Source organism: Paenibacillus sp. Y301 (assembly GCF_059445505.1).
Genome location: NZ_JCAIUL010000003.1, coordinates 306,583 through 328,242 on the forward strand (window position 1 = coordinate 306,583; position 21,660 = coordinate 328,242).

General features: G+C 42.4%; 19 protein-coding genes and 2 pseudogenes. 12 read left to right on the plus strand and 9 right to left on the minus strand.

Annotated elements, in window-relative coordinates:
* Positions 1-2: 2 nt before the first annotated feature.
* Positions 3-764 carry a hypothetical protein gene (locus AC1D69_RS07885; RefSeq protein WP_495455580.1) on the minus strand — a complete coding sequence of 254 codons (762 nt, stop codon included), beginning with the start codon at positions 762-764 and terminating at the stop codon, positions 3-5.
* 112 nt (positions 765-876) lie between these two features.
* Positions 877-1,497: a biotin transporter BioY gene (locus AC1D69_RS07890; protein WP_495455581.1), complete on the minus strand. Its 621-nt coding sequence runs from the start codon at positions 1,495-1,497 to the stop codon at positions 877-879.
* A 120-nt stretch (positions 1,498-1,617) separates the two neighbouring features.
* On the opposite strand from AC1D69_RS07890, the gene AC1D69_RS07895 reads away from it, so the two are divergent.
* On the plus strand, positions 1,618-2,469 hold the full coding sequence (locus tag AC1D69_RS07895) for an ATP-binding cassette domain-containing protein (protein WP_495455582.1): 852 nt from the start codon (positions 1,618-1,620) through the stop codon (positions 2,467-2,469).
* Positions 2,459-4,192: an ATP-binding cassette domain-containing protein gene (locus tag AC1D69_RS07900; protein WP_495455583.1), complete on the plus strand. Its 1,734-nt coding sequence runs from the start codon at positions 2,459-2,461 to the stop codon at positions 4,190-4,192. The genes AC1D69_RS07895 and AC1D69_RS07900 overlap by 11 nt, the downstream gene beginning before the upstream one ends.
* Before the next feature lie 180 nt (positions 4,193-4,372).
* On the opposite strand, the gene thiD is transcribed toward AC1D69_RS07900, so the two are convergent.
* Entirely contained in the window at positions 4,373-5,185 is an 813-nt protein-coding gene (thiD, locus tag AC1D69_RS07905) for a bifunctional hydroxymethylpyrimidine kinase/phosphomethylpyrimidine kinase (protein WP_495455584.1), read from the minus strand.
* 254 nt (positions 5,186-5,439) lie between these two features.
* Between thiD and AC1D69_RS07910 the strand changes: the two genes are divergently transcribed.
* The 3 genes from AC1D69_RS07910 (at position 5,440) to AC1D69_RS07920 (ending at position 7,568) form a co-directional block, all read left to right on the plus strand.
* Complete coding sequence (locus tag AC1D69_RS07910; RefSeq protein ID WP_495455585.1) at positions 5,440-5,844, plus strand: CidA/LrgA family protein; 405 nt, start codon at positions 5,440-5,442, stop codon at positions 5,842-5,844.
* A complete protein-coding gene (locus AC1D69_RS07915; RefSeq protein ID WP_495455586.1) occupies positions 5,841-6,530 on the plus strand; it encodes an LrgB family protein in 690 nt (229 codons plus the stop codon). The genes AC1D69_RS07910 and AC1D69_RS07915 overlap by 4 nt, the downstream gene beginning before the upstream one ends.
* 240 nt (positions 6,531-6,770) lie before the next feature.
* The gene (locus tag AC1D69_RS07920) at positions 6,771-7,568 is read left to right on the plus strand and encodes a Nif3-like dinuclear metal center hexameric protein (protein WP_495455587.1); all 798 of its coding nucleotides are present in this window, start codon (positions 6,771-6,773) and stop codon (positions 7,566-7,568) included.
* Between the two features lie 15 nt (positions 7,569-7,583).
* Here AC1D69_RS07920 and AC1D69_RS07925 read toward each other — a convergent pair whose 3' ends face one another.
* Positions 7,584-7,910, minus strand: a complete 327-nt coding sequence (locus AC1D69_RS07925; RefSeq protein ID WP_495455588.1) for an iron-sulfur cluster biosynthesis family protein — start codon at positions 7,908-7,910, stop codon at positions 7,584-7,586.
* Positions 7,911-8,167: 257 nt separating this feature from the next.
* On the opposite strand from AC1D69_RS07925, the gene AC1D69_RS07930 reads away from it, so the two are divergent.
* The 5 genes and pseudogenes from AC1D69_RS07930 (at position 8,168) to AC1D69_RS07950 (ending at position 13,156) form a co-directional block, all read left to right on the plus strand.
* Positions 8,168-9,799, plus strand: a complete 1,632-nt coding sequence (locus AC1D69_RS07930; RefSeq protein WP_495455693.1) for a catalase — start codon at positions 8,168-8,170, stop codon at positions 9,797-9,799.
* Positions 9,800-10,034: 235 nt separating this feature from the next.
* Positions 10,035-11,069 (plus strand): TIR domain-containing protein, encoded by a 1,035-nt coding sequence (locus AC1D69_RS07935; RefSeq protein ID WP_495455589.1) that lies wholly within the window; start codon positions 10,035-10,037, stop codon positions 11,067-11,069.
* Positions 11,066-11,323: a hypothetical protein gene (locus tag AC1D69_RS07940; protein WP_495455590.1), complete on the plus strand. Its 258-nt coding sequence runs from the start codon at positions 11,066-11,068 to the stop codon at positions 11,321-11,323. Before AC1D69_RS07935 ends, AC1D69_RS07940 begins: the two co-directional genes overlap by 4 nt.
* A gap of 171 nt (positions 11,324-11,494) precedes the next feature.
* Positions 11,495-12,061, plus strand: a pseudogene (locus AC1D69_RS07945) (SGNH/GDSL hydrolase family protein).
* A 66-nt stretch (positions 12,062-12,127) separates the two neighbouring features.
* Positions 12,128-13,156: a Gfo/Idh/MocA family protein gene (locus AC1D69_RS07950; RefSeq protein ID WP_495455591.1), complete on the plus strand. Its 1,029-nt coding sequence runs from the start codon at positions 12,128-12,130 to the stop codon at positions 13,154-13,156.
* Between the two features lie 95 nt (positions 13,157-13,251).
* Here the strand turns inward: AC1D69_RS07950 and AC1D69_RS07955 are convergent, their stop codons facing one another.
* Positions 13,252-14,085 (minus strand): helix-turn-helix transcriptional regulator, encoded by an 834-nt coding sequence (locus AC1D69_RS07955; protein WP_495455694.1) that lies wholly within the window; start codon positions 14,083-14,085, stop codon positions 13,252-13,254.
* 90 nt (positions 14,086-14,175) lie between these two features.
* Here AC1D69_RS07955 and lacZ point away from each other — a divergent pair, with 90 nt between their 5' ends.
* Entirely contained in the window at positions 14,176-17,343 is a 3,168-nt protein-coding gene (gene lacZ, locus AC1D69_RS07960) for a beta-galactosidase, LacZ type (protein ID WP_495455695.1), read from the plus strand.
* Between the two features lie 81 nt (positions 17,344-17,424).
* Positions 17,425-18,306, plus strand: a complete 882-nt coding sequence (locus tag AC1D69_RS07965; RefSeq protein ID WP_495455592.1) for a sugar phosphate isomerase/epimerase family protein — start codon at positions 17,425-17,427, stop codon at positions 18,304-18,306.
* Between the two features lie 121 nt (positions 18,307-18,427).
* Here AC1D69_RS07965 and AC1D69_RS07970 read toward each other — a convergent pair.
* From AC1D69_RS07970 to AC1D69_RS07985, 4 genes and pseudogenes are all read right to left on the minus strand, one after another.
* Positions 18,428-18,619, minus strand: a pseudogene (locus AC1D69_RS07970) (helix-turn-helix domain-containing protein); the annotation flags it as partial.
* 196 nt (positions 18,620-18,815) lie between these two features.
* Positions 18,816-19,820, minus strand: coding sequence for an ABC transporter ATP-binding protein (locus AC1D69_RS07975; RefSeq protein ID WP_495455696.1), 1,005 nt, complete (start codon positions 19,818-19,820; stop codon positions 18,816-18,818).
* 31 nt (positions 19,821-19,851) lie between these two features.
* On the minus strand, positions 19,852-20,652 hold the full coding sequence (locus tag AC1D69_RS07980) for an ABC transporter permease (protein WP_495455593.1): 801 nt from the start codon (positions 20,650-20,652) through the stop codon (positions 19,852-19,854).
* Positions 20,649-21,425 (minus strand): ABC transporter permease, encoded by a 777-nt coding sequence (locus tag AC1D69_RS07985; protein WP_495455594.1) that lies wholly within the window; start codon positions 21,423-21,425, stop codon positions 20,649-20,651. The genes AC1D69_RS07980 and AC1D69_RS07985 overlap by 4 nt, the downstream gene beginning before the upstream one ends.
* Positions 21,426-21,660: the final 235 nt, after the last annotated feature.

Here is a 21,660-nt window from a genome sequence, read left to right on the forward strand (position 1 = left end):
CATTAAAGGTTCAAAGAGTTATTATATGCAGAATTTCCATAGACTGATTTAAGAAGGGCCTGTATGGAGGACTCTCCATTTAAGGCAGCTAATGAGGATAGCGAATTGCCACTCACTCCCGAATTTAAAGCAGTTAAAGTGGATAGTGAATTATCACTTAATCCTGCACTGCCTGTTATACCTTGAAGGCTCGAAAGTATATTGGACGGCGTAAACGAATTGCCTTGGGTTGAGGTTAGTGTAGACAGGCGATTTAGAATCGAGTCCACTTTAACCTTGTCCTCCTTGCTAGGAGACTTTTCTCCCGTAAGGTAGGAATAAAGATTGGTTTCTGTAATAGCATTATTTTTGGTGCTAGTTCCCACTTTAGTTACAGCAGTTGCTTGATCTTTAAGATCTGTATTCTGTGTTACGGAATCTTCTGTGCTACTAGTAGAGTTGGATGTTGTATTCGACTGGGTGACAGAGCTCGAATTGCTTGTACTAGAGACTGGCATTGAGCTCGTGCTATTTGCTTGAAAAGGGATGGATATACTTCCGGACGATAACGTTGTGTCGAGGGGTTGGATCTGAATATGACCTGAGTCACTTCTAACCTCGGTTAATCCGTTTCTTGCGTCTTGAAGTACGTTGCTAAATGAAATAGCCGATGTTGAGTTTTGGGTCCAATTCGTGACATAGTTTTTAATCGAATCCGCATATCTTTTCTGTGATAATTCGAATGAGTTCGTTGCATTGATTGCTGAAGTCGCTATAGTAATCACCTTCCTACTTATTTAATACTTATATCGGCTTTTATCTATGAAACTTTTAGATGTGGGGTCAATATGACACACGAATCACGCGACAATTTGCGGATTTTGTTAGCTTTTCCTATTAGGTAAACATAGCTTTTTCCTTGCGTTTGGTAGCGGTTGATGTGCGAATATGGGCAATGTAAGGTGTTAGGGAGACTGCCAATATAGCTCCGATGAACGATTTGAGCGCGTCACCAATTAGAAACGGATAGCAACCTGTAACCAAAGCTTTCTGCAATGACATATTCAATACGTGCATAAACCATGGAATACCTGGTACATAAGCAAGCCATGAGCTGAATAGTTCAAATATTATAAAGAATGATATGAAGGCGATGACCTTATTCCTATGGATATTCTTGCTGGATAACAATCGATCAGTTACAAGGCTAACGAGTAGTGCGCAGAATGGAAAGGCGAATATAAAACCACCTGTATAGCCAGTTAAGGTTGCCCAACCGCCTTGACCACTAAATAGAGGTAAACCTAATGCGCTGAGTACGATGACCATGAAGATGCTAAGAAAAGCATTGCGAGGAGTAAGGAAGAGACCCGATAACAAAACAGCAAACGTCTGTAGCGTGAATGGTACAAATCCACCCCCTAATCGAATGGAGATCGTGCTCATCACAATAAAGAGGGCTGCGAATAAAGCGATAAATACGAGTGACCGGATGGTGTTGTTGGACTGGGTATGCACAATGAGTTAGCTCCTTTATATTTCATTGCAATATGATCGTTAACCATATATATTTAATTGGTTAACAATTTGAATTGTAGCATAGTCCATGGTTCACGGGAAGAGGTCGGATGAAATTTGGTGAAAGAGAATGGTTTGTTAGAATTACAACAGGTAACAGTTAGGCCAACCCTATGGGGTGAAGGGCAGCAGGTACTGCCTATTTTGAATGATGTAAGTATTCGTATCGATAAAGGACAATTTATAACGCTCTTAGGACGTAACGGGAGCGGGAAGAGCACGTTGGCAAAGGTGATCGCAGGTTTATGGACGACAGGTGTAACGGGAAAAATAGATCGCCGAGCAGAAACTACCGCATACGGAAATCGAATTCCTATGGTGATGCAACAACCTGAGGCAGCGATGGTGGGAGCTACACCTTGGGAAGATGTAGTTCTCATGCTAGAGCAAAATGAAATAGAAGCGAGTCACATCGTATCCTTGGCTGAACAAGCACTTCGTCAAGTCGGTATGGGTGAACGAATGCACCAACCCATCGAAACATTGTCAGGTGGGCAGAAGCAACTGGTTGCGATTGCGGGTTGTCTTGCGGTACATTCTCCGCTGCTCGTGCTTGATGAAGTAACGTCCATGCTTGATCCAGAGACTGCTGAGATTGTACTTGAGCGGGTTCGATCTATTCATAAGGGCGGAGTGACCGTCATTTGGATCACGCAAAAGCTGGAAGAACTGCGGCAAGGTGATCGGATTGTTGCTATGAATGAGGGCAGGATTGTTTATGATGGACTTGCTGATGGATGGTTTACACGTTCGTTCAATGGCAATTCAGAGAGCGTATGTGAACAGCTTGGTTTCGAAGCTCCGTATTCGGCTCGAGTGGCATGGGAGTTGGAACAGCTGGGTTTTCGATTGCGACCGTTTCCGTATACTGCCGATATGCTTGCTGAGGCGGTGAAACTATATGAGCGCTGATTGGAAGCTTCAAGGTGTAACGGTATGTGCTGAAGGAGCAGATAAGCGAGTACTGCTACACGATATGAATGTGCCATTTCGTGGGGGGGAGATCACCCTGTTGTTAGGTCATAATGGAGCAGGGAAGTCAACGCTACTTGAGACCATGGCTGGAATCCGCACGATGCAAGAGGGGAACATTGAGCTGGGTGAAGGTTCGTTATGGTTACAGCGTGGTCGTAAAGCTAAGCTTAAGCTTAATCTGGATGTGACCCTAAAGCTGGGCATTTCCATGCAACATTCCGAAGCCCAATGGTTCGCATCGACCGTTCGAGAAGAGATGCTGTATTCCTTGAAGCCGTATCGGATTCAGATGGATACGGCTGAGATGCGAATGGAAGAGGCACTCGCTAAGGTCGGTCTCGAGAAGGAGCTGCTTGCACGCGACCCTTGGACGCTTAGTGGCGGCCAACAACGTAGGTTATCGCTCGCTTGCTTGCTAGCATGCGAGCCAGATTGGCTGCTGCTGGATGAACCGACGGCGGGGCTGGATGCCGCCGGGATAAGCAGCTTGTGCGCCGTACTTAAGGCGCACAGGGCAGCGGGGCGCGGCGTGGTCGTTGCAACGCACGACCTCGATGCGCTAATGCCACTCGCGGACGCGGTCCTCGTCGTCAGCGGTGGCGTTGTCCGCGAAGCGGCGCCTTCAGCGGCGATAGCCCACAAGGCTGCGGCGCCACAGGCGCTTCGCGCGCTGTCGGAGCTATGCGACGCGGCGACAGCGGGCGGGTCCCCGCAGACTGTCGCGCAGCGGACAGGCAGTGCGCCGCCGTGGCCGGAGCCGCGTGAGGTTGCCGCGGCACTGGCCATTGAGCTCGCGAAGTCAGCGAGCGAGCGCAGGCATCCAACCGCAGCCATGAATGCAGCGGTTGCGTCAACCGAAGATGAACTACAGCCGTCTAGTTTCGACAAGTCAGTCTTCTCACCACCACCTCTCGCGAATGAGCAACAACGTGCTGAACACTTTGATCCAAGAGCGCTCATCGTAATGTATTTGTTGCTTACGGCAGGTGTGTTAGCGCAACAGAACTTCCTTCAGTTGGCGATTGCGGCGGTAATTATTATAGCCCTAACCATACCCTTTCGAGCGTTGGTTCAACCATGGATTAAAGTCATTCGTGCTTATATTATTCTCATTATCGTTTTATCAGGTTTCTCCGGTATATCCTTTCAACCATTAGAAATGGATTGGGAGAAGACCCTCCCGACGACGCTCCGTCTAAGCAAGCTATTACTCGTCATGTTACTGGGCATGCCCATGCTGAAGTTAATGACGCCACTAAGGTTGCAGCGCGCGTTGGAGCAGACATTTGGATGGTTAAGCCGTATAAAGGTGCCTATATATTCGTTTGCGTTACTTGTCACACTTATTTTTCGGTTTATTCCTCTGTTAACGGGGGAATGGGAGAGGTATGCGAAGCTCGCTCATGCACGGGGAAAGGCAGTAACGCCACTTCGATCGGTACCGATCAGAATGATTAGATCAGTCATCATCCCATACGTTCGTTCAATTCTTCGATTAGCGGAGCAAATGGCTGACGCCCTTGAAGCACGGGGCTTTGGCTACACTAAGCGAAAGCCGTCATTTGGTTTCCGTCTACGGTTCGGTCGTTCTGATGCTATTCTAATGAGTATAGCCATCCCTTGCATGATAGTTCTTTTGATACTACCCGTCATGTTGTAACTTGAAGATGGGTTATGCACTCGCATCGAATATTGAATTCAGCCGGTCTAGCACCTACAAATAGAGAATGGCAGTCCAGAAAGTATGCTCACCTTCTGGACTGCCATTCTCTATGTTATATATGGATAATGTCAACAACGATCATGTTCCCATCACATTGTTAAATTCTCCAACTGTGCTTTATTTCCCTAAGCGGTAGCCACCATGAAATACTGGACCTACATATTCGTTAAATGCATAACCATTTCGAATGGCAGCCAAGACGAAGTCTTTCGCTTTCGCCACTGCATCGTCAACCGATAGACCAGTAGCGAGGCCTCCAGCTATTGCTGCGGCAAAGGTACAGCCTGCCCCATGATTTGTTGCAGGTTCAATTTTGTCTGCTGTAAACACGGTATATTCAGTGCCGTTGAAGAAAACATCTACAGCTTGATCACCATCCAACGATTTACCACCTTTAACGACGACATTCTGTGCTCCTAAGTCGTGAATAAGACGAGCAGCTTCTTTCATATCTTCAATTGAAGTAAGCTTGCCAAGACCCGACAATACACCTGCTTCAAATAGATTTGGTGTTACCACAGTCGCTAGAGGTAGTAATAAATCACGGATCGCATGAGCGCTCTCGGGGTTCAACACTTCGTTTTCGCCTTTACATACCATGACCGGATCAATGACAACATTAGTCTGGTTATTATTTTTAATGGCTTGTTCTGCTACACGCACAATCTCCACGCTACCTAGCATACCCGTTTTCATAGCATGCATTGGTCCGCCTGCGAAGATCGTTTTCAACTGCTCTGCAACAACAGAAGCATCTATTGGATATACATTGTGGTGCCAGCCATTATCAGGATCCATAGTGACAATAGTTGTCAAAGCACTGAAACCATAAGTGCCATATTCCTCAAAAGTTTTTAAATCGGCTTGTATGCCAGCGCCTCCACTGGAGTCACTTCCGGCAATGGTTAAAGTCTTAATGATATTTGACAATGTTAACGTCCCCTTCTTCTATATCTTTAATCTGTGTTTGTAATAACGTGTGATTGAATTGATTATATCAAAGATTTGCAGTTATTTAACCCTTACGATAACCAAAATGTCCTTTTTTATTGATTTGATGATGTAAATTCAGACCATTTCATAAAATCGATTGAAAAAACTATGAAAACTCTGTTAATCTATTAGAGTTCGATTTATTTTTTTTCATAAAGAATAAGTTTAATCAATGAAGGGGCTATAACATCATGAAAATCATTCGAATCATCGTTCAGGTCGTATTGTTATATTTGTTTTATGTGGTGGGTAATTATCTACAAGAGCTATTTCATCTCCCTATCCCCGGAAGTATTGTAGGGTTACTGTTACTTTTTGTGTTGCTTCTATGCAAAATAGTGCCTGTAAGGTGGGTCGAGCATGGCTCGAATACCATTTTATCATATCTTCCGTTATTTTTTATTCCTTCGACAGCAGGCATTATGAATCACCTAGATATATTTAGTGGAAGAGGATTATTATTGATCGGTGTAATCATTCTAAGTTCAGTATTGACCATTGGAGTAGCGGCACACTCAAGTCAATGGCTGGCAGGGTGGAGGAAGAACGATAGAGAGGTTATAAGTGAGAGCAGTGATGGGGGGGGAGTGAAATGACGGTTCTATTAGCAGTAGTCATTATATTAGTTACAGTATGTATTTATATCGTGATGTCCATGATTTACAGACGTTTTCACATTCCCGTTCTCATGCCTGTGCTTACGGCTACTTCGGTTGTTGTTATTCTACTTCTATGCTTTCAGATTCCTTATGACAAGTATATGATTGGGGGTCAATGGATTAACCAACTACTGGGTCCAGCTGTTGTCTCATTAGCTTACCCTTTATATAAGCAACGCTATGTGCTTCGTCGCAATCTTACTGCTATCTTAGGAGGAACAATTACGGGGTTGCTCGTAGGGATGTTGAGCGGGCTATTTATGGCGATGGTCTTAGGATTCTCTAAGCTATACCTTCTTTCCTTACTACCTAAATCCATTACTACAGCGGTAGCGATTCAAATATCAAGTAACGTAGGTGGAGACATGTCACTCACTTCCATATTTGTGATGATTGCAGGCTTTACTGGAGCCATCGGTGGACCCTATATTCTAAAACTTTTCAGAATAAAAGGTCAAGTTGGAATTGGTATTGGTCTCGGAACGGCATCGCATGCGCTAGGTACTGCGAAGGCGCTAGAGTACGGTGAGGAATCCGTTTCGATGAGTTCGGTAGCGATGACTGTTTGCGCGATCGCAGGCTCAGTTGTGGCTCCATTGATTGTCTGGTTCTTGTATCAGTAAGTTGTGAGCGTTGAGAGACACTGTTTGAAAAAGTATTAGCAAGAGGATAACCTCAATCCATTATGATGGAGAAGGATATCCTCCTTTTTGTGCATCTTATATAATATCGATTTGGGTAAATATCAGATGGATTTGGCAATGGTGAGTTCTACTTGGGACATGATAGGATGAAGTTGGTACATTGGGTAAGTAGAATCTGATTTAATTAATCTGATTGTATATTGAAGCGGAGGTATAGATATGACTATCAGCATCCAAGAGGTACTACAAGCGTTGAAAGAGCCAGCGGGCAATGTAGCGACAGGCGTGGACGTTCTATGTTGTGGTGAATTAGAAACACCTGTGAGCAGTATTGCAACAGCATTTATAGCAAGTCAGTATGTCATTGAAAAAGCGAGTGCTTTAGGTGTAAATCTGCTAATTACACATGAAGGCTTATTCTATAGCCATTTCGGCAATAAGGAGCTATCAGCAGAGGAACCGGTGATTCTAGAGAAACAACGAGTAATTAAAGAGAGTGGAATGGCTATCTTTCGTTGTCATGATACCATTCATCGTTATCAACCTGATGGTATTATGCTAGGTTTAATACAAGAATTAGAATGGACGGGTTTGGTAAAAAAACATATGCCATACGCCACGATCCTTGATCTTTCATCTGAACACACGGTTCTTGAAATTGTTAATCATGTGAAACAACAACTGAATATTCCACATGTGCGTATTGTTGGACATATGGATATGCCCGTTCGTCGTATTGGATTGTTGGTAGGTAATCGAGGTGGAGGCGAACAAGCTATTACCTTGTACGAACGAGAGAATCTCGATTTAATCATATATGGAGAAGGACCCGAATGGGAGACACCAGAGTATGTTAGAGATGCCATATTTCAGAAAAAGAATAAAGCCCTAATGGTTCTAGGGCATGCAGAGAGTGAAGGGGCTGGTATGAAATATATGGCGAACTGGATTCAGGAGCAATATCCTAACATTCCAGTTCACTTTATTTCGGAGAAGCCGATTTTCCAATTTATTTAATCTTTTTAATCCTAGTTACTCTTCTTCGCGGATATCTCGAGTCTTAACATTACTACTGTATATTGTCGAATGACTGGATAACTTAAAAGAAGGGTAATTCGCTTCCACATCAAGTAACATTAACTCTTCATAAAATATTTCTTGTTGAGGATTAATAAGAAACGGAAGCGTTCCAGCATCAATTTGGATATCCCCAGTGTCAGGTTGGCTTCTAATCAGTAATACCGTTATTCCGTCACAACCACAATCTACTGTATCATAAAAAAGCTTGAAGTAACCTGGACGATCTCCAAGTGCTTCTCTTAATTTCTGTTCAGCTAACGGTGTGATTTGAATTTGCATATGTAATCAGCTCCTCATAGATGATATGTTGGCATTTATTATACCCTATTGAATTGGCTGCTGCATACACTCTATAACCACCTATCTGTCCAATTGTCATCCTTCCTTTCCCAGAATATCACCATGATTAGTTCAATCATAAGGATAATTTATGTGGACTTGGGAAGCATGATAATTATGACATTTGAGGGAGGTTATACTAAGTGAGTAATGAGGAAACACATGGAAGTGGTAAGCAGAATCATGAGACATTAGGTATGTCAATTCAAGATGTGGGAAGCTCGAGGGATCAGCGTATGGCCTCGGGTGAAGAAGATACCACACTTACAGACCGTCAGGGACATCCCATTCATAATAATCAGAGTATGCGGACGGTGGGTAGTCGGGGTCCTACGACACTTGAGAACTATCATTATATTGAGAAGATTACTCATTTTGACCGAGAACGAATTCCTGAAAGGGTAGTTCATGCACGTGGTGCAGGTGCTCATGGCTTTTTTGAGGCTTACGGATCCGTGGGTAATGAGTCGATATCAAAGTATACCCGGGCCAATCTTTTTCAAGAGAAGGGGAAGCAGACACCTGTGTTCGTCCGTTTCTCCACTGTTACACATGGCAGTCACTCTCCTGAAACGTTACGTGATCCTAGAGGATTCGCGGTTAAATTTTATACGGATGAGGGCAACTGGGATCTCGTGGGTAACAACTTGAAAGTGTTCTTTATCAGGGATGCGATCAAGTTTCCGGATCTTATTCATGCTTTTAAACCCGATCCCGTGACGAACATTCAAGATGGGGTACGTATATTCGATTTCATTATGAATACACCTGAAGCCATGATGATGATTACATTCTTATTCTCGCCTTGGGGAATTCCAGCTAATTTCCGCCAAATGCAAGGCTCAGGAGTGAATACATATAAATGGGTCAATGCAGAGGGTGAAGCCGTTCTGGTGAAATACCATTGGGAACCTAAACAAGGGATCAAGAATTTAACACAGCAAGAAGCTGAAGAAGTTCAAGGTAAGAATTTCAATCATGCCACGCAAGATTTATATGAAGCAATTAAGTCTGGTAATTTCCCGGAATGGGAACTTTGTGTCCAAATCATGAGTGATGATGAGCATCCAGAACTTGATTTCGATCCACTAGATGATACGAAGTTGTGGCCTACAGACGCCTTTCCATTTCTCCCAGTCGGACGGATGGTTCTGAACCGGAATCCGGAGGATTACTTTACTGAAGTGGAACAAGCAGCCTTCGGTACTGGAGTTCTTGTGGATGGACTCGATTTCTCGGATGATAAAATGCTCCAAGGTCGTACACTTTCGTATTCGGATACGCAGAGATACCGGGTGGGGCCGAATTACTTACAATTGCCCATTAATGCACCGAAAAAACATGTTGCTACGAACCAACGGGGTGGACAAATGGCTTATCGTGTAGATAAAGCGCCAGGACAGAATCCTCATATTAACTATGAGCCATCCTCATTAGGTGGCTTACATGAAGCGACGAAGACAGGTAAGGAGCACACACCTCATGTAGACGGAAATTTAGTGCGGCAAGTCATTGAACGTACAAATGATTTCAAATATGCGGGTGAACAATATCGAAAATTTGAAGACTGGGAACGAGACGATCTTATTCTCAATCTCGTAAATACATTGAAACCAGCGCCACAACATATTCAACAAGGCATGGTGGATTTATTCACGAAGTGTGATGTGGATTATGGTCGCAGGGTATCAGAGGGATTAGGGCATAGAGGTGAGGGGAATAAGGGAAGTGAACCCCGCTCTGAAATGGGCAGACCTATGGGGGCTACCCATACCAACGAAGGGGTTCAAGAAGCAGAGAACAAGGGACATTCGGCTGACCCTTATTAGTGTGAGGAGAGTAACCTTATTGTGGGCTTGTTAGTTTGGGAATGAAGAATAGAGCCAGTCATAACTCGAATTGGAGCGAGTAGACAGGCTCTATTTTTATTAATGTCATCATAATTGGAATTTGGGGTAATACATAAACAAAAGAAAAAACCTTTCTAGTACAAACTTCCCTAAAAAATGGTAATAATGTATAATGGGTGATAGTGACTTTCTAGAATTCCTCATAAAGGAGAACATGCCGTTGTCTACTACCATAAGTATAAAGCCGAATTTATTCATTGGATCCGCAAGAGAATCGATTAGATATGCTAGTGCAATTCAATCTCAAATCGGTAGATTGGTCCAAGTTACTCCGTGGTTTGCAGGAACATTTGGTGCCAATGAGTATACGATGGAATCCTTAGAACGTATTTTAGATCAAAGTGATTATGGAATATTTGTATTTTCCCCAGATGACGTTGCCCTTATTCGCGGTAAACATGTTTTTATCACAAGAGATAACACCATTTTTGAAATGGGACTATTCTGGGGAAAACTAAGAAGGAACCGTGTCTTTTGTATTGTTCCACAAGAAGTAACCCAAAGAGATGATTTAGTTGCTGGCGTTAATGTTGCTGAATTTCATTTGCTCTCAGATCTTGCAGGTTTAACAATTTTGGAATATGAATTGCGAAATGATCGTAATTATGAAGCAGCGGTTACCGCAGCTTGTATAAAAATATTAGATATCATAGAACGTGAGAAGCATTATGTGGATCCATATGTGCTCCTTAAGAAGAAGGAGGAGGAATTACAAAGGAAGCAGAGTATTCTTCATTTTTTCTGGGAGTTCAATCGAAATGTAACAGTCTCAGAAGATCAGAAATATCATGCATTAAGTGAAGCCGTTCGTAATTCGTTCATCTCTCCAGTCAATTGCAGAGTCACAGGAGCAGCCTTCTGGCAGAAGAACGGTAATGATGGGATTCGACAAGTAGGTGGCAATGTAGGGAGAGGTAAATTTTATCCATTCAATGTTCAAGAATTGGATGAAATGTCACAACCGATTTACGTCCTTGATGTATATAATAGTGGTAAGTGGACGTTCTTCAAGCGCAAGGAAGTTGCGGACGTATATGTGCTGTGCTATCCTTTAGGGAGAGAGCATGTACTCTCCGTACACATTTCAGGTGTGGAAATGATACCGGAGGGTAATCTTGAAGATATCGTCTTATATAATGATGAATTGCTTCGTACCATAAGGCATTTAGTTGGAGGGGAATCCAAATGAATAATAACGACAACTTTCGTCAAGCTCATCAACAATTACCCGCCAAAGGACCTTGGGTAGCGAAGGATGAAACAATTAAAAGTGTATCTATAACTAGAGGAAGATCGTCATCCCGAGCGAATCGAATGAGTGCTAGCGTTCGTAAATTCAAAGGAAATGCACTATTCGTTGGTCCTTCTGTCGAAGGCAGCGATAAAGAATATGTGAAAGTGCTTAGTGGAACTGTAAATGACCACAAACCTTCGTTTGCTTAAATAGATAATGTATATGTGGCCTATTGGATTTGCTCAATGGGCCTTTTTTGTATGGATAAAGATTTGTAATATTTCACTTTCAACAAGGACTACTTTTATAGACAGTTTAGATAGAGTAGAATAGAATAGGAGTCTTAATGCATACATAATGATGAGGGAGTTGGGATGAAGATGAATGAAATTGAGAATAATGCAACTATTCTTTTTCAAGGAGATAGTATTACGGATTGTGGGAGAGATTATTCTAACACAGCGAGTCTAGGCTCCGGTTAATGCTCTTCTGGTCGCTGCTGAAATAGGCCGTAAATATCCAGAAAAGAACATTCACTTTATTAATCGTGGAGTAAATGGGAACCGCGTCATGGATCTCAATCATAGATGGGAAGAAGATTGTTTACAGTTAAATCCAACTTGGGTATCTCTATATATAGGGATCAACGATGTATGGTGTCGATATGGTGATAATGATGCGACTTCGGTTGAACAATCTTGGTGGAGCCATTTTGTTTACCTGTTCCAGAAGATCGCAAGACTTGGAGAGAAGATCTGGATCCCAAGATCCAGGCGATTCGTGAGTTAGCACGTGAATTCCAAACTCTTTATGTTCCACTAGATGGGTTGTTCACCTCAGCAAGTACACAGATTGATCCAGCGTATTGGGCTGAAGACAGCGTACATCCAACACCGGCGGGTCACTCGTTGATCACAAAGGCTTGGTTAGAAGCAGTACAGGCATAAAATGATTCTTAACCTAATTGTATGATCATGAGTTACTAACAACGATACTAAGGAGAGATTCAGCATATGAGTAAATTTAAAGTAGGTATAATTGGTTGCGGTAACATTTTCCCTATGCATGCGAGTTCTATTCAATTATCTGGTGTTGCAGAACTAGTGGCTGTATGTGATAACAAGGAAGATCGGGCGAAACAGGCGGCAGAGAAATATAATTGTAATTTCTATACTAGTTATGAAGAAATGTTGGATAAAGAAGATATTGATGTTGTTCATATCTGTACACCACATTATTTACATGCACCTATGACGGCTTACGCGGCGAGCAAAGGGAAACATATCCTGACCGAGAAGCCAATGAGTATAAGTACGGAAGATGCGCGTAACATGGTGGATATCTGTGAGAGTAATGGGGTCACACTAGGGGTTATTTTTCAAAATCGCTATAACCCAGGTTCTCAATTGATTAAAGATGCTATTCTGGACGGTAGTCTTGGTCAAGTCCTTGGGGCTAAATGTTCAGTGACATGGAATCGTTCGGATGAGTATTATAGTAAAAGCGATTGGAAAGGGACTTGGGAGAAAGAAGGCGGCGGCGTCTTAATTGATCAAGCCATTCATACGATGGATCTGATGCGTTGGTTCGTCGGTGAGGAAATCGAATATGTCGATGCTCAGATTGGTAATCGTGCACATGAAATTATCGAAGTGGAAGATAGTGTTGAAGGTGTAATCAAATTTAATAACGGTATATTTGGTGGCTTCTTCGCTATCAATTACTACAGCTACGATGCTCCTGTAGAGATTGAGGTTCATTGTGTGAAGGGTATAGCTAAAATGGTTGCAGAAAAGGCGACTATTAAATATAACGATGGAACCGAGATTTCGAGGGATAAGGATCCTAACGAAGTGGTCGATTATGGAGAAGGCGTGAAAATATACTGGGGCGTCAGTCATATGAAACAAATCCGTGATTACTATGAAGCGCTTCAGAATGGGAAGGTTCCTTATATCGACGGTAAGGAAGCACTCAAGACGCAGGAAATGGTCGCTGGAATTTACCAATCAGGAAAAGAAAATAAGCGTGTTTATTTGTAACACAAGCACCTCATAATTTTTGAAATAGTACAAGGAGTCATCCTATTTAAGGATGGTTCCTTGTTTGTTTACAAGCCGTTGTTGAAAGATCATGATCATGATGAGTGTAATCCATGAGATTTCTTGAACTGCTCAGGGGTCATTCCCTCTAACCGCTTAAAAACAGTACAGAAATAACTGGGATGCTCATAACCGGCTTCTTTGGCGATAAGTTGCATTTTTGTAGATGGGTTCAGGAGCATAAGCTGTTTACTTCTCGTAATCCGTTCCCGATTGATATATTCCATGGGACGAATCTGTAATGTTTTTTTGAATAGGTAGCAAAGATATTGTGGCGAAATGCCCGCGAATGTTGCAATCTGATCAATCGTAATCGACTGATGACAGTTCTCTTTCATATATTGCATGATAGGTTGCAAACGAAGAACATTTTGTTGAGAGGTATCATTGCTTGTATATACATATTTAGTTAAATCAAGTAAAAGGGTATATAAGACTTTGGAACATTCTACACTGACATAAGGCCGTTCAGAGTTAGCAATGGTCAGTAAATGAGTTAAATGTGCCATTGTTGCCTTACTATCAGTAAGTGAATAAACGCCCGATTGATGAATACCTGCTTGGTGTAAAAGGTTGTTGCAAAGGCTGCCGTCAAAAGAAATAAAGTTCAATTCCCAAGCTGCTGAGATCGCTTGATAGTGATGGGGAATATGAGGGTACAAGCAAATGCCTTGTCCATGGGTGACATGATAAGTGTGTCCCTCTAATCTGAGGATCCCCTCACCAGAGATGACCTGAAGCCACTGGTAGTGATAGAACCCTTGAGGACGAGAAGTGGGGCTTTGATGATCCCAGTGTCCTGCACTTGTCAGAAAGATGGGCAGCTTAGCATCAGAAGAGGTTATGATTGGGAATGTAATCGAGTCTATGTTGCATCACCATCCACTTTCATATTGTGATAACCATGTGAAAATTCTTAAATAGATATATACCATTATCGTTATTATAATATGAATATAATGATATTATATCTCAATCCTAAGAATGGAGCGATTGTCGTGACGAAACAGAAATATGTTTATTCGCCACCTGCAAATGGTTTTCCAGAGTGGAACAATAATCCGGAAACATTTCAATTAAATCGGATGGATTCACATGCGACTTTAACAACATTTCATTCCTTGGAAGAGGCCTTAATGGGGAAAGCAGATGAATCTGCAAGTGTACATTCCTTGAATGGAACCTGGAAGTTCGCTTGGGCAAGTAATCCAGACAAACGTATTGTTGATTTCTATAAACAAGAAGTAGATTGCAGCGAGTGGGATAATATCTTAGTGCCTTCACATTGGCAGCTCCAAGGATATGATTATCCTCAGTATACGAATGTTCGTTATCCGTGGTCCGAAAGAGAAGACATCAAACCGCCTTATGCTCCAACAGAATATAACCCAGTAGGATCATATGTGCGAACATTTACTGTTCCTGAAGCATGGGGAGATCGTCCTGTGTTTATTAGTTTCCAGGGAGTTGAATCCGCTTTCTACGTATGGCTTAATGGTGAATTAGTCGGGTATAGTGAGGATTCCTTCACACCTGCAGAATTTGATCTGACGCCTTATCTCGTCTCAGGTGAGAATAAATTAGCTGTTGAGGTATATCGCTGGAGTGATGCTAGCTGGCTGGAGGATCAAGATTTCTGGCGTATGAGTGGTATTTTTCGGGATGTATATTTGTTTACAGCACCGAATGTCCATATCTATGATTTCTTCGCGCAGGCTGATCTAGAGGATGATTATCAGAATGGGCAGCTTTCGATTACAGCAACCGTCAATAATTATCTAGAAATGAATGTAGGTAAGATAAGCATCGAGGTTGCCTTGTATGATCAACAACAACAGCCCGTATTACAGCAACCATTCAATTTAACATCAACAATGGATGTGAATCCGTCCATACAGCTCAATGGCTCAATTCGTGTTGATCATCCTGAGAAGTGGAGTGCGGAGAAACCACATTTATATACGCTGGTTATTCAATTGAAGGATGCTGAGGGGAACACACTTCAGTTCGTAAGCTGTAAGGTTGGCTTTCGTAAATTTGGAATAGAAGATGGATTGATGAAGATTAATGGGGAAGTCGTGGTGTTTAAAGGTGTGAACCGTCACGAATTCTCTTCGTTGACCGGTAGAGCAATTCGTATTGAGGATATGATCACGGATATTAAATTGATGAAAGCTCATAACATTAATGCCGTTCGAACCTCTCATTATCCGAATCATACGAAGTGGTATGAACTCTGTAACGAGTATGGGTTGTACGTGATCGATGAGACGAATCTCGAGACACATGGCAGTTGGAGTTATGGTCAAAAGGAGCTGGGAAATGCTATCCCGGGTAGTAAACCCGAATGGCGGGCCAATGTACTTGATCGCTGTAACACGATGTTTCAAAGAGATAAGAATCATCCTTCCATTGTTATTTGGTCCCTAGGTAATGAATCTTTTGGCGGTGACAATTTCATGGCTATGCATGACTTTCTGAGAGAAGTAGACCCTAATCGGATTGTCCACTATGAAGGGGTGTTTCATTACCGCCCATCCGACGCTGCGTCAGATATAGAGAGTCAGATGTACTCTCATGTTCATCATATTGAGGAGTATGCACGTAATCAACCACAGAAACCGTTTATCCTGTGTGAATATAGCCATGCGATGGGTAATTCTTGCGGTGGATTGAAGGAATATTGGGAGTTATTTGATCGATATGAAGTTCTACAAGGTGGTTTTATTTGGGACTGGATTGACCAATCGATCTTGACGACAACGGAAGATGGTGTGTCTTATTTAGCTTACGGTGGTGACTTTGGTGAATCCCCGCATGATGGAACATTTTGTGGCGATGGGTTAATTTTTGCCGATCGGACAGTCTCTCCTAAGTTGCTAGAAACAAAGAAGTGCTATCAGAACGTGAAATTCACAAGTGAAGATATACTGCAAGGACGAATTAAGATAACAAATCAGTATTTGTTTACGAACTTATCTGATTTTGAGTTATTATGGCAGTTAACGAACAATGGAATCGTTGAAAAAGAAGGACGGAAGACAATATCTGTGGAGCCTAGCACTTCTGCGGTAGTTCATCTGAAAGAGGCAATTCCCGACAAGGATCAGGTTGAATCAGAGTCAGAGTATATTCTGACCCTACGTTTTGTGTTGAAAGAGGATACGGATTGGGCGAAACAGGGACATGAAATTGCCTTTGAACAGTTTATTGTACCTGCTTCTTCAGGTCGGGTTGTGTCTGTAACCAAGGTGGATGATCTTCCTGTATTGCAGATTAAGGATCAAGAACAGGTATTGATTGTAAGTGGGGAGTCATTCATCATACAATTCAATAAGTTCACAGGAGAAATGTCATCGTATCAATATAAGGGGATAGAGTTGATTCAACAAGCACCAATTCCAAACTTCTGGCGTGCGCTTACAGATAATGATAGAGGGAATGGCCATGAGGAACGTAGTGGTACGTGGCGTAATGCAGGAGTGGATAGAAGACTTGATCATGTTACTTATGAAATACAAGATCATTGGGTGAAGTTCGAGGTGAGTTACTCCCTCCCAACCACAGCGGTGTCATTATGTCAGATCTCTTACGTGGTTCATGGGAATGGTGAAGTGATTCTGGATATGCAGCTAGTGCCAGGGGAAGGGTCGCCGGATATCCCTGAGATTGGGTTGCTATTTACGATGGACTCTTCTTTTGATCAATTATCTTGGTATGGAAAAGGACCACATGAGAACCAATGGGATCGCAATACTGGGGCAGCTGTGGGATTATATTCCGGAGTAGTGAGTGAGCAATGGGTTCCTTACTTACGACCACAGGAATGTGGAAACAAGACGGAAGTTCGACATGCTTCCATAGTAAATACTGAACGAGTAGGTCTCCTTATTAAAGGGGCTCCGCGCTTCGAACTGAATGTTCTTCCTTATTCACCGAAAGAGATTGAAGCACATGATCATGCCTATAAGTTACCGAAGTCCAACAAAACGGTTGTTCGAATGAATTATAAACAAATGGGTGTTGGTGGGGACGATAGCTGGGGTTCTAGACCTCATCCGGAGTATCGATTATTTGGAAACCGCTCCTATAGCTTTAGTCTTTCCTTGAAGGGATATCATCATTAAATTGCTAAAGTTAGGTTACAATACTTTGAAACACCAAAGCATTGTAGATCCGAGGGTTATTGGATGAAAGGAGAATATCACATGAAACAAATGCGTATAGGGACATTAGTGAGAGCCGAGGATGCCATAAATGTACTTCCACAGATTATTCCCTACGGGTTCGAATCCTTTGCTCTGACATTCGGACAGTCTACGAAGGGCGAGAATTTATCCGAATTATCCAAACAACTAAAAGAGATTATAGCGGAGAAGGATATTGTGATATCCAGTATTGGGGTATTTGGGAATCCCTTAACAGGTGCGGGTGATCATGTAGACACGTTAGCGAGCTGGGAGCAGCTTATTGATCATGCTCATGAATTCGGAACGGATGTTATTGCAGGATTTACGGGCCGATTGCCTGGAGCAATCGATAGTTCCATTCATAAATTCGCAGAAGTGTTCGGAGAATTAAGTAAACGTGCGGAGGATCGTGGCGTTCGCTTGGCTTTTGAGAACTGCTCTAAGGGTGGAAATTGGCAGGATGGTGATTGGAATATTGCGCATCATCCTGCAGCTTGGGAAATGATATTCAACGCAGTTCCATCCGATAATATAGGGCTTCAATGGGAACCCTGTCATCAAATGCTTGCATTAATCGACCCTATTCCTCAGCTGCGCAAATGGGTGAACAAGATCTTTAATGTACATAGTAAAGATGCAACGATTGCTTGGGATGTCATACGTGAGTATGGGATTCACGGTCCTAAGGAATATGTATGGCACCGCACCCCTGGTTTTGGAGATACGAACTGGACTGATATTATATCCATTCTTCGTCAAGGTGGATACAACGGAACTATAGATATCGAAGGATGGCATGATCCCGTATATCGGGATGATTGGGAAATGACCGGACAAGTACACGCATTGAATTACTTGAAGCAGTGTCGTGGAGGTACGTTTGTTCCGAATCCTTCGTGATGGCATTAGATAATTTGAATAAGCTGTCGCTATTTCAGCGACAGCTTATTATTTTGTTGCGAGATAACCATTCTATATTTGTCTACAAGTTAGGCTCATTCATGCTCTGAGCGAGAGTTTTTCTACCAATCAAATAATCAATGGAAACTTGAAGTATATCGGCCAGTTTTGTAAGGGTTTCAAAGTCTGGTTTTCTCCGGCTTTGCTCATAATGGGACAAGGCACCTCGACTAATCCCAATGAGCGTAGACAACTCTTCTTGCGTCCATCCTTTCTGTTCGCGCAGTTCTGCAATTCGATTCCCAATCTTCATACATCTTCCTCCCTAAGCTCGCAACCAAAAAGAAGTAAATAGACGTTATAATGATACTAAATGTATCGTTGTCAAATTATAATTAGATACATTATGTATCATTATAACGTCAAATCTTCTATATGTACATCTTAGTTCGAGATAAAACTTAAAAAGGTCTTAAAAATGGAGCGTTTCTTTAATGGTTAGAGAAGGTCTAATATACACGATGAATAATATCCTCAAACAAAGGTTCATCCATATGAATATCCTCGATTTCTCCCCAATGGCTCATAACCTTTAGAATATCCATTGCTTTCAGCTTCTGTCGGTTAGCTTCTATGATGACGGAATGATCGTGGATCTCCTTTATTCGAATCGTTTCAGTCTCTGACAGCAATAATGTAGCGGGTAACTGGGAATGATCGGGTATAGGAACACTAAAATTACCATTGAATGTGATTTGAAATATAGTAGGTAGTCCAATCTTGTCTCGGAGGCGTTGAATGGTTCCATCATAGCTTAACTCACCGTGGTTAATAACCATCACTCGTTCACAAAGCTGCTCAATATCATCCATATCGTGGGTGGTGAGTAGAATGGTTTTACCAAAATCCTTATTTATGGTCTTCAGAAATGTTCGAATATTACGTTTAGCGGTGACATCTAAACCAATGGTAGGTTCATCTAGAAAAAGAATATCTGGATCATGTAGCATGGATGCTGCGAGATCCGCACGCATTCGTTGGCCAAGTGATAATTTGCGGACAGGTGTCATCCAGAATTCATGTAAATCAAGTAATTCAGATAGTTCATCTAGGCGTTTTGCTGCATCCTTCGGATCAACTTTGTACATGTGCGCTAGAATATCGTAGGAATCCTTCACGGGCAAATCCCACCACAACTGACTACGTTGCCCGAATACGACACCCAAATTTTTCGCGACGGTTCGTCGATCTTTGTGCGGATTAATACCATGTATCAGGACTTCTCCGGAAGTTGGATGAAGAATACCTGTCAGCATTTTAATCGTAGTTGATTTACCAGCTCCGTTTGGACCAATGTAACCAATAAAGTCACCTTGATGAATGGTGAAACTGACGTCTTTGACCGCCTCCTTTGTACGATATTCTTTGGAGAATAAGGTACGCAATCCAGAGAAACGGCCTTCTTTTACAACGGGGGTACGGAAATGTTTACATATATTTGTCACTTCAATTATAGGCGTATGATATAGCATAGTCCTCTCCTTTTTAACTACCTGTACTTTGGTATTTCGATAATCCAAACTTCCAGAATCGTAAGCTACAGGCTAGACTAAATAATGCCGCTACAGCAACACCGAACAGAACCCAGGAACCCCATTGCCCACGTAAAATAAAGAGGGCAGGGATGTAGTTTACAAGACCCACCGGAATGATGATGAGAAGGATCGATTGTAACCAAGTTGGATAAAGAACTAAGGGGTATCTAGCGGCAGTATGTGAAGCATCTTCGGTTAACGTCTGTAATTCAGATATACGTGTAATCCAGAAACCTACCGTCGCTGTTGCTAGTCCAATTGAGAATAAGATGATGGCACCTGTTCCAATCGTGATAAGAGTATAGGGAATTGCGATCCATGTGATTTGACCTGAATGGATCATGCCATTCATAGCCCAACAAAGGATGAACCCACCTTGGAGAAGTTCACCGAGCATAAGTCTGGAATTCTGAGACATTAAAGCTAACAATATGGGGATTGGACGGGTTAACAGTTGATCTAATTCACCGCTAACTAAGTAATTCTCAAGGTGATGAACGTCGTTCGCAAGCGTCCGATATAACGTTTTGGAGAGCGTCATCGCACCGAATAGATAACCAACTTCATATAGAGACCATCCCTTGATATTACCGAATTTATATAGAACGATAGCAATCATTAGAAATTCAGCGATCTGAATCACTGCAGCAAGAATGGATGCTAACATAAAGTTGAGCTTGTACTGCATGCGGCTTCGAATAGACGATTTAATTAGGATGCTATATATCTTTAACCAGTCAGGATACCTCATCCGCCTTGCACCTCTACTTTCTTGCGCAGAACCTTGGTGAAGGCTAGACAGAGCAGTGTCAGTAGAATACACCATGGAATTGAGCCAAAGAGTAAGAAGCCATTCTCAAAACCAAGATAAATACGGGTTGGAACATACAATAGGAAGGGATATGGTGAGATCCAAGCGATTGCTTGTAGCCATTCAGGTAGCCACTCTATAGGAATAAAGAAGCCAGCAAGGAGATTAATCATGGCGTGATTGGCCCAGTAGAGCCAACTTGATTCAGTAGTCCAAAGTGCGGTTGCTCCGATAAGATAGTTCATACAGATTGATAGGTAAGCAGCGCATAATAAGGCTAAAAAGGAATACATAAGGGTCGATCCTTGATGAGGTAGCCGAAGAGAAAACAGCAGAATATACATCACATAAATAGGGATGGACTTAAACAGGAATTGATAGGCGATTTGACCCCACTCACGACACATCAGATGTGTGAATAAGTGAATCGGGCGCATGAGATCTAGTGAAATCTGACCGGTACGCACTGATTGTGGGATGCCTAGACCATTTGTTGTAAATCCAGAGACCCAGAGGGATGCTTGAGTAAAAGCAATATAGCCGACCATGCCATGTACCCCATATTCTCCTAACGAGCGATCCTGACCTATGCCGATCCAGACATAGGCGTAAATATAGCCAAACAGCATACTAGCCACATTATGTAGCATGTGTGCACCACGGTATTGAAGATTCCGTGAATAAGCCTTTGAAGCCAAAGTGAAATAAAGCATGCAACACCTCCGATAAGTTTAGTGTGACGATGAGATTCGTCAACTTCAGTCAAGGCGAAATGAGAGAAGGGATTTATCATACCAAAATATGGTTATTGAGGCAAGGTTAATTTTAGTGGATACGTACGAGGGAAGATGTCACTACAGACAAAGGAGACCACTGAAAAAAGTCCATACACATTGTGTAGGAGGTCGCTACGATAACGAACTGTCCTTACGATCGTTGTTGCTCTCA

What these genes read in the sequence shown, in the direction of transcription:
- AC1D69_RS07940 (WP_495455590.1), top strand. Translation starts at nt 11,066, where the DNA reads ATGAATAATAACGACAACTTTCGTCAAGCTCATCAACAATTACCCGCC.
- AC1D69_RS07920 (WP_495455587.1), top strand. Translation starts at nt 6,771, where the DNA reads ATGACTATCAGCATCCAAGAGGTACTACAAGCGTTGAAAGAGCCAGCG.
- AC1D69_RS07915 (WP_495455586.1), top strand. Translation starts at nt 5,841, where the DNA reads ATGACGGTTCTATTAGCAGTAGTCATTATATTAGTTACAGTATGTATT.
- AC1D69_RS07910 (WP_495455585.1), top strand. Translation starts at nt 5,440, where the DNA reads ATGAAAATCATTCGAATCATCGTTCAGGTCGTATTGTTATATTTGTTT.
- AC1D69_RS07980 (WP_495455593.1), bottom strand. Translation starts at nt 20,652, where the DNA reads ATGAGGTATCCTGACTGGTTAAAGATATATAGCATCCTAATTAAATCG.
- AC1D69_RS07925 (WP_495455588.1), bottom strand. Translation starts at nt 7,910, where the DNA reads ATGCAAATTCAAATCACACCGTTAGCTGAACAGAAATTAAGAGAAGCA.
- AC1D69_RS07930 (WP_495455693.1), top strand. Translation starts at nt 8,168, where the DNA reads ATGTCAATTCAAGATGTGGGAAGCTCGAGGGATCAGCGTATGGCCTCG.
- AC1D69_RS07900 (WP_495455583.1), top strand. Translation starts at nt 2,459, where the DNA reads ATGAGCGCTGATTGGAAGCTTCAAGGTGTAACGGTATGTGCTGAAGGA.
- AC1D69_RS07965 (WP_495455592.1), top strand. Translation starts at nt 17,425, where the DNA reads ATGAAACAAATGCGTATAGGGACATTAGTGAGAGCCGAGGATGCCATA.
- AC1D69_RS07985 (WP_495455594.1), bottom strand. Translation starts at nt 21,425, where the DNA reads ATGCTTTATTTCACTTTGGCTTCAAAGGCTTATTCACGGAATCTTCAA.
- lacZ (WP_495455695.1), top strand. Translation starts at nt 14,176, where the DNA reads ATGATATTATATCTCAATCCTAAGAATGGAGCGATTGTCGTGACGAAA.
- AC1D69_RS07950 (WP_495455591.1), top strand. Translation starts at nt 12,128, where the DNA reads ATGAGTAAATTTAAAGTAGGTATAATTGGTTGCGGTAACATTTTCCCT.
- AC1D69_RS07935 (WP_495455589.1), top strand. Translation starts at nt 10,035, where the DNA reads ATGCCGTTGTCTACTACCATAAGTATAAAGCCGAATTTATTCATTGGA.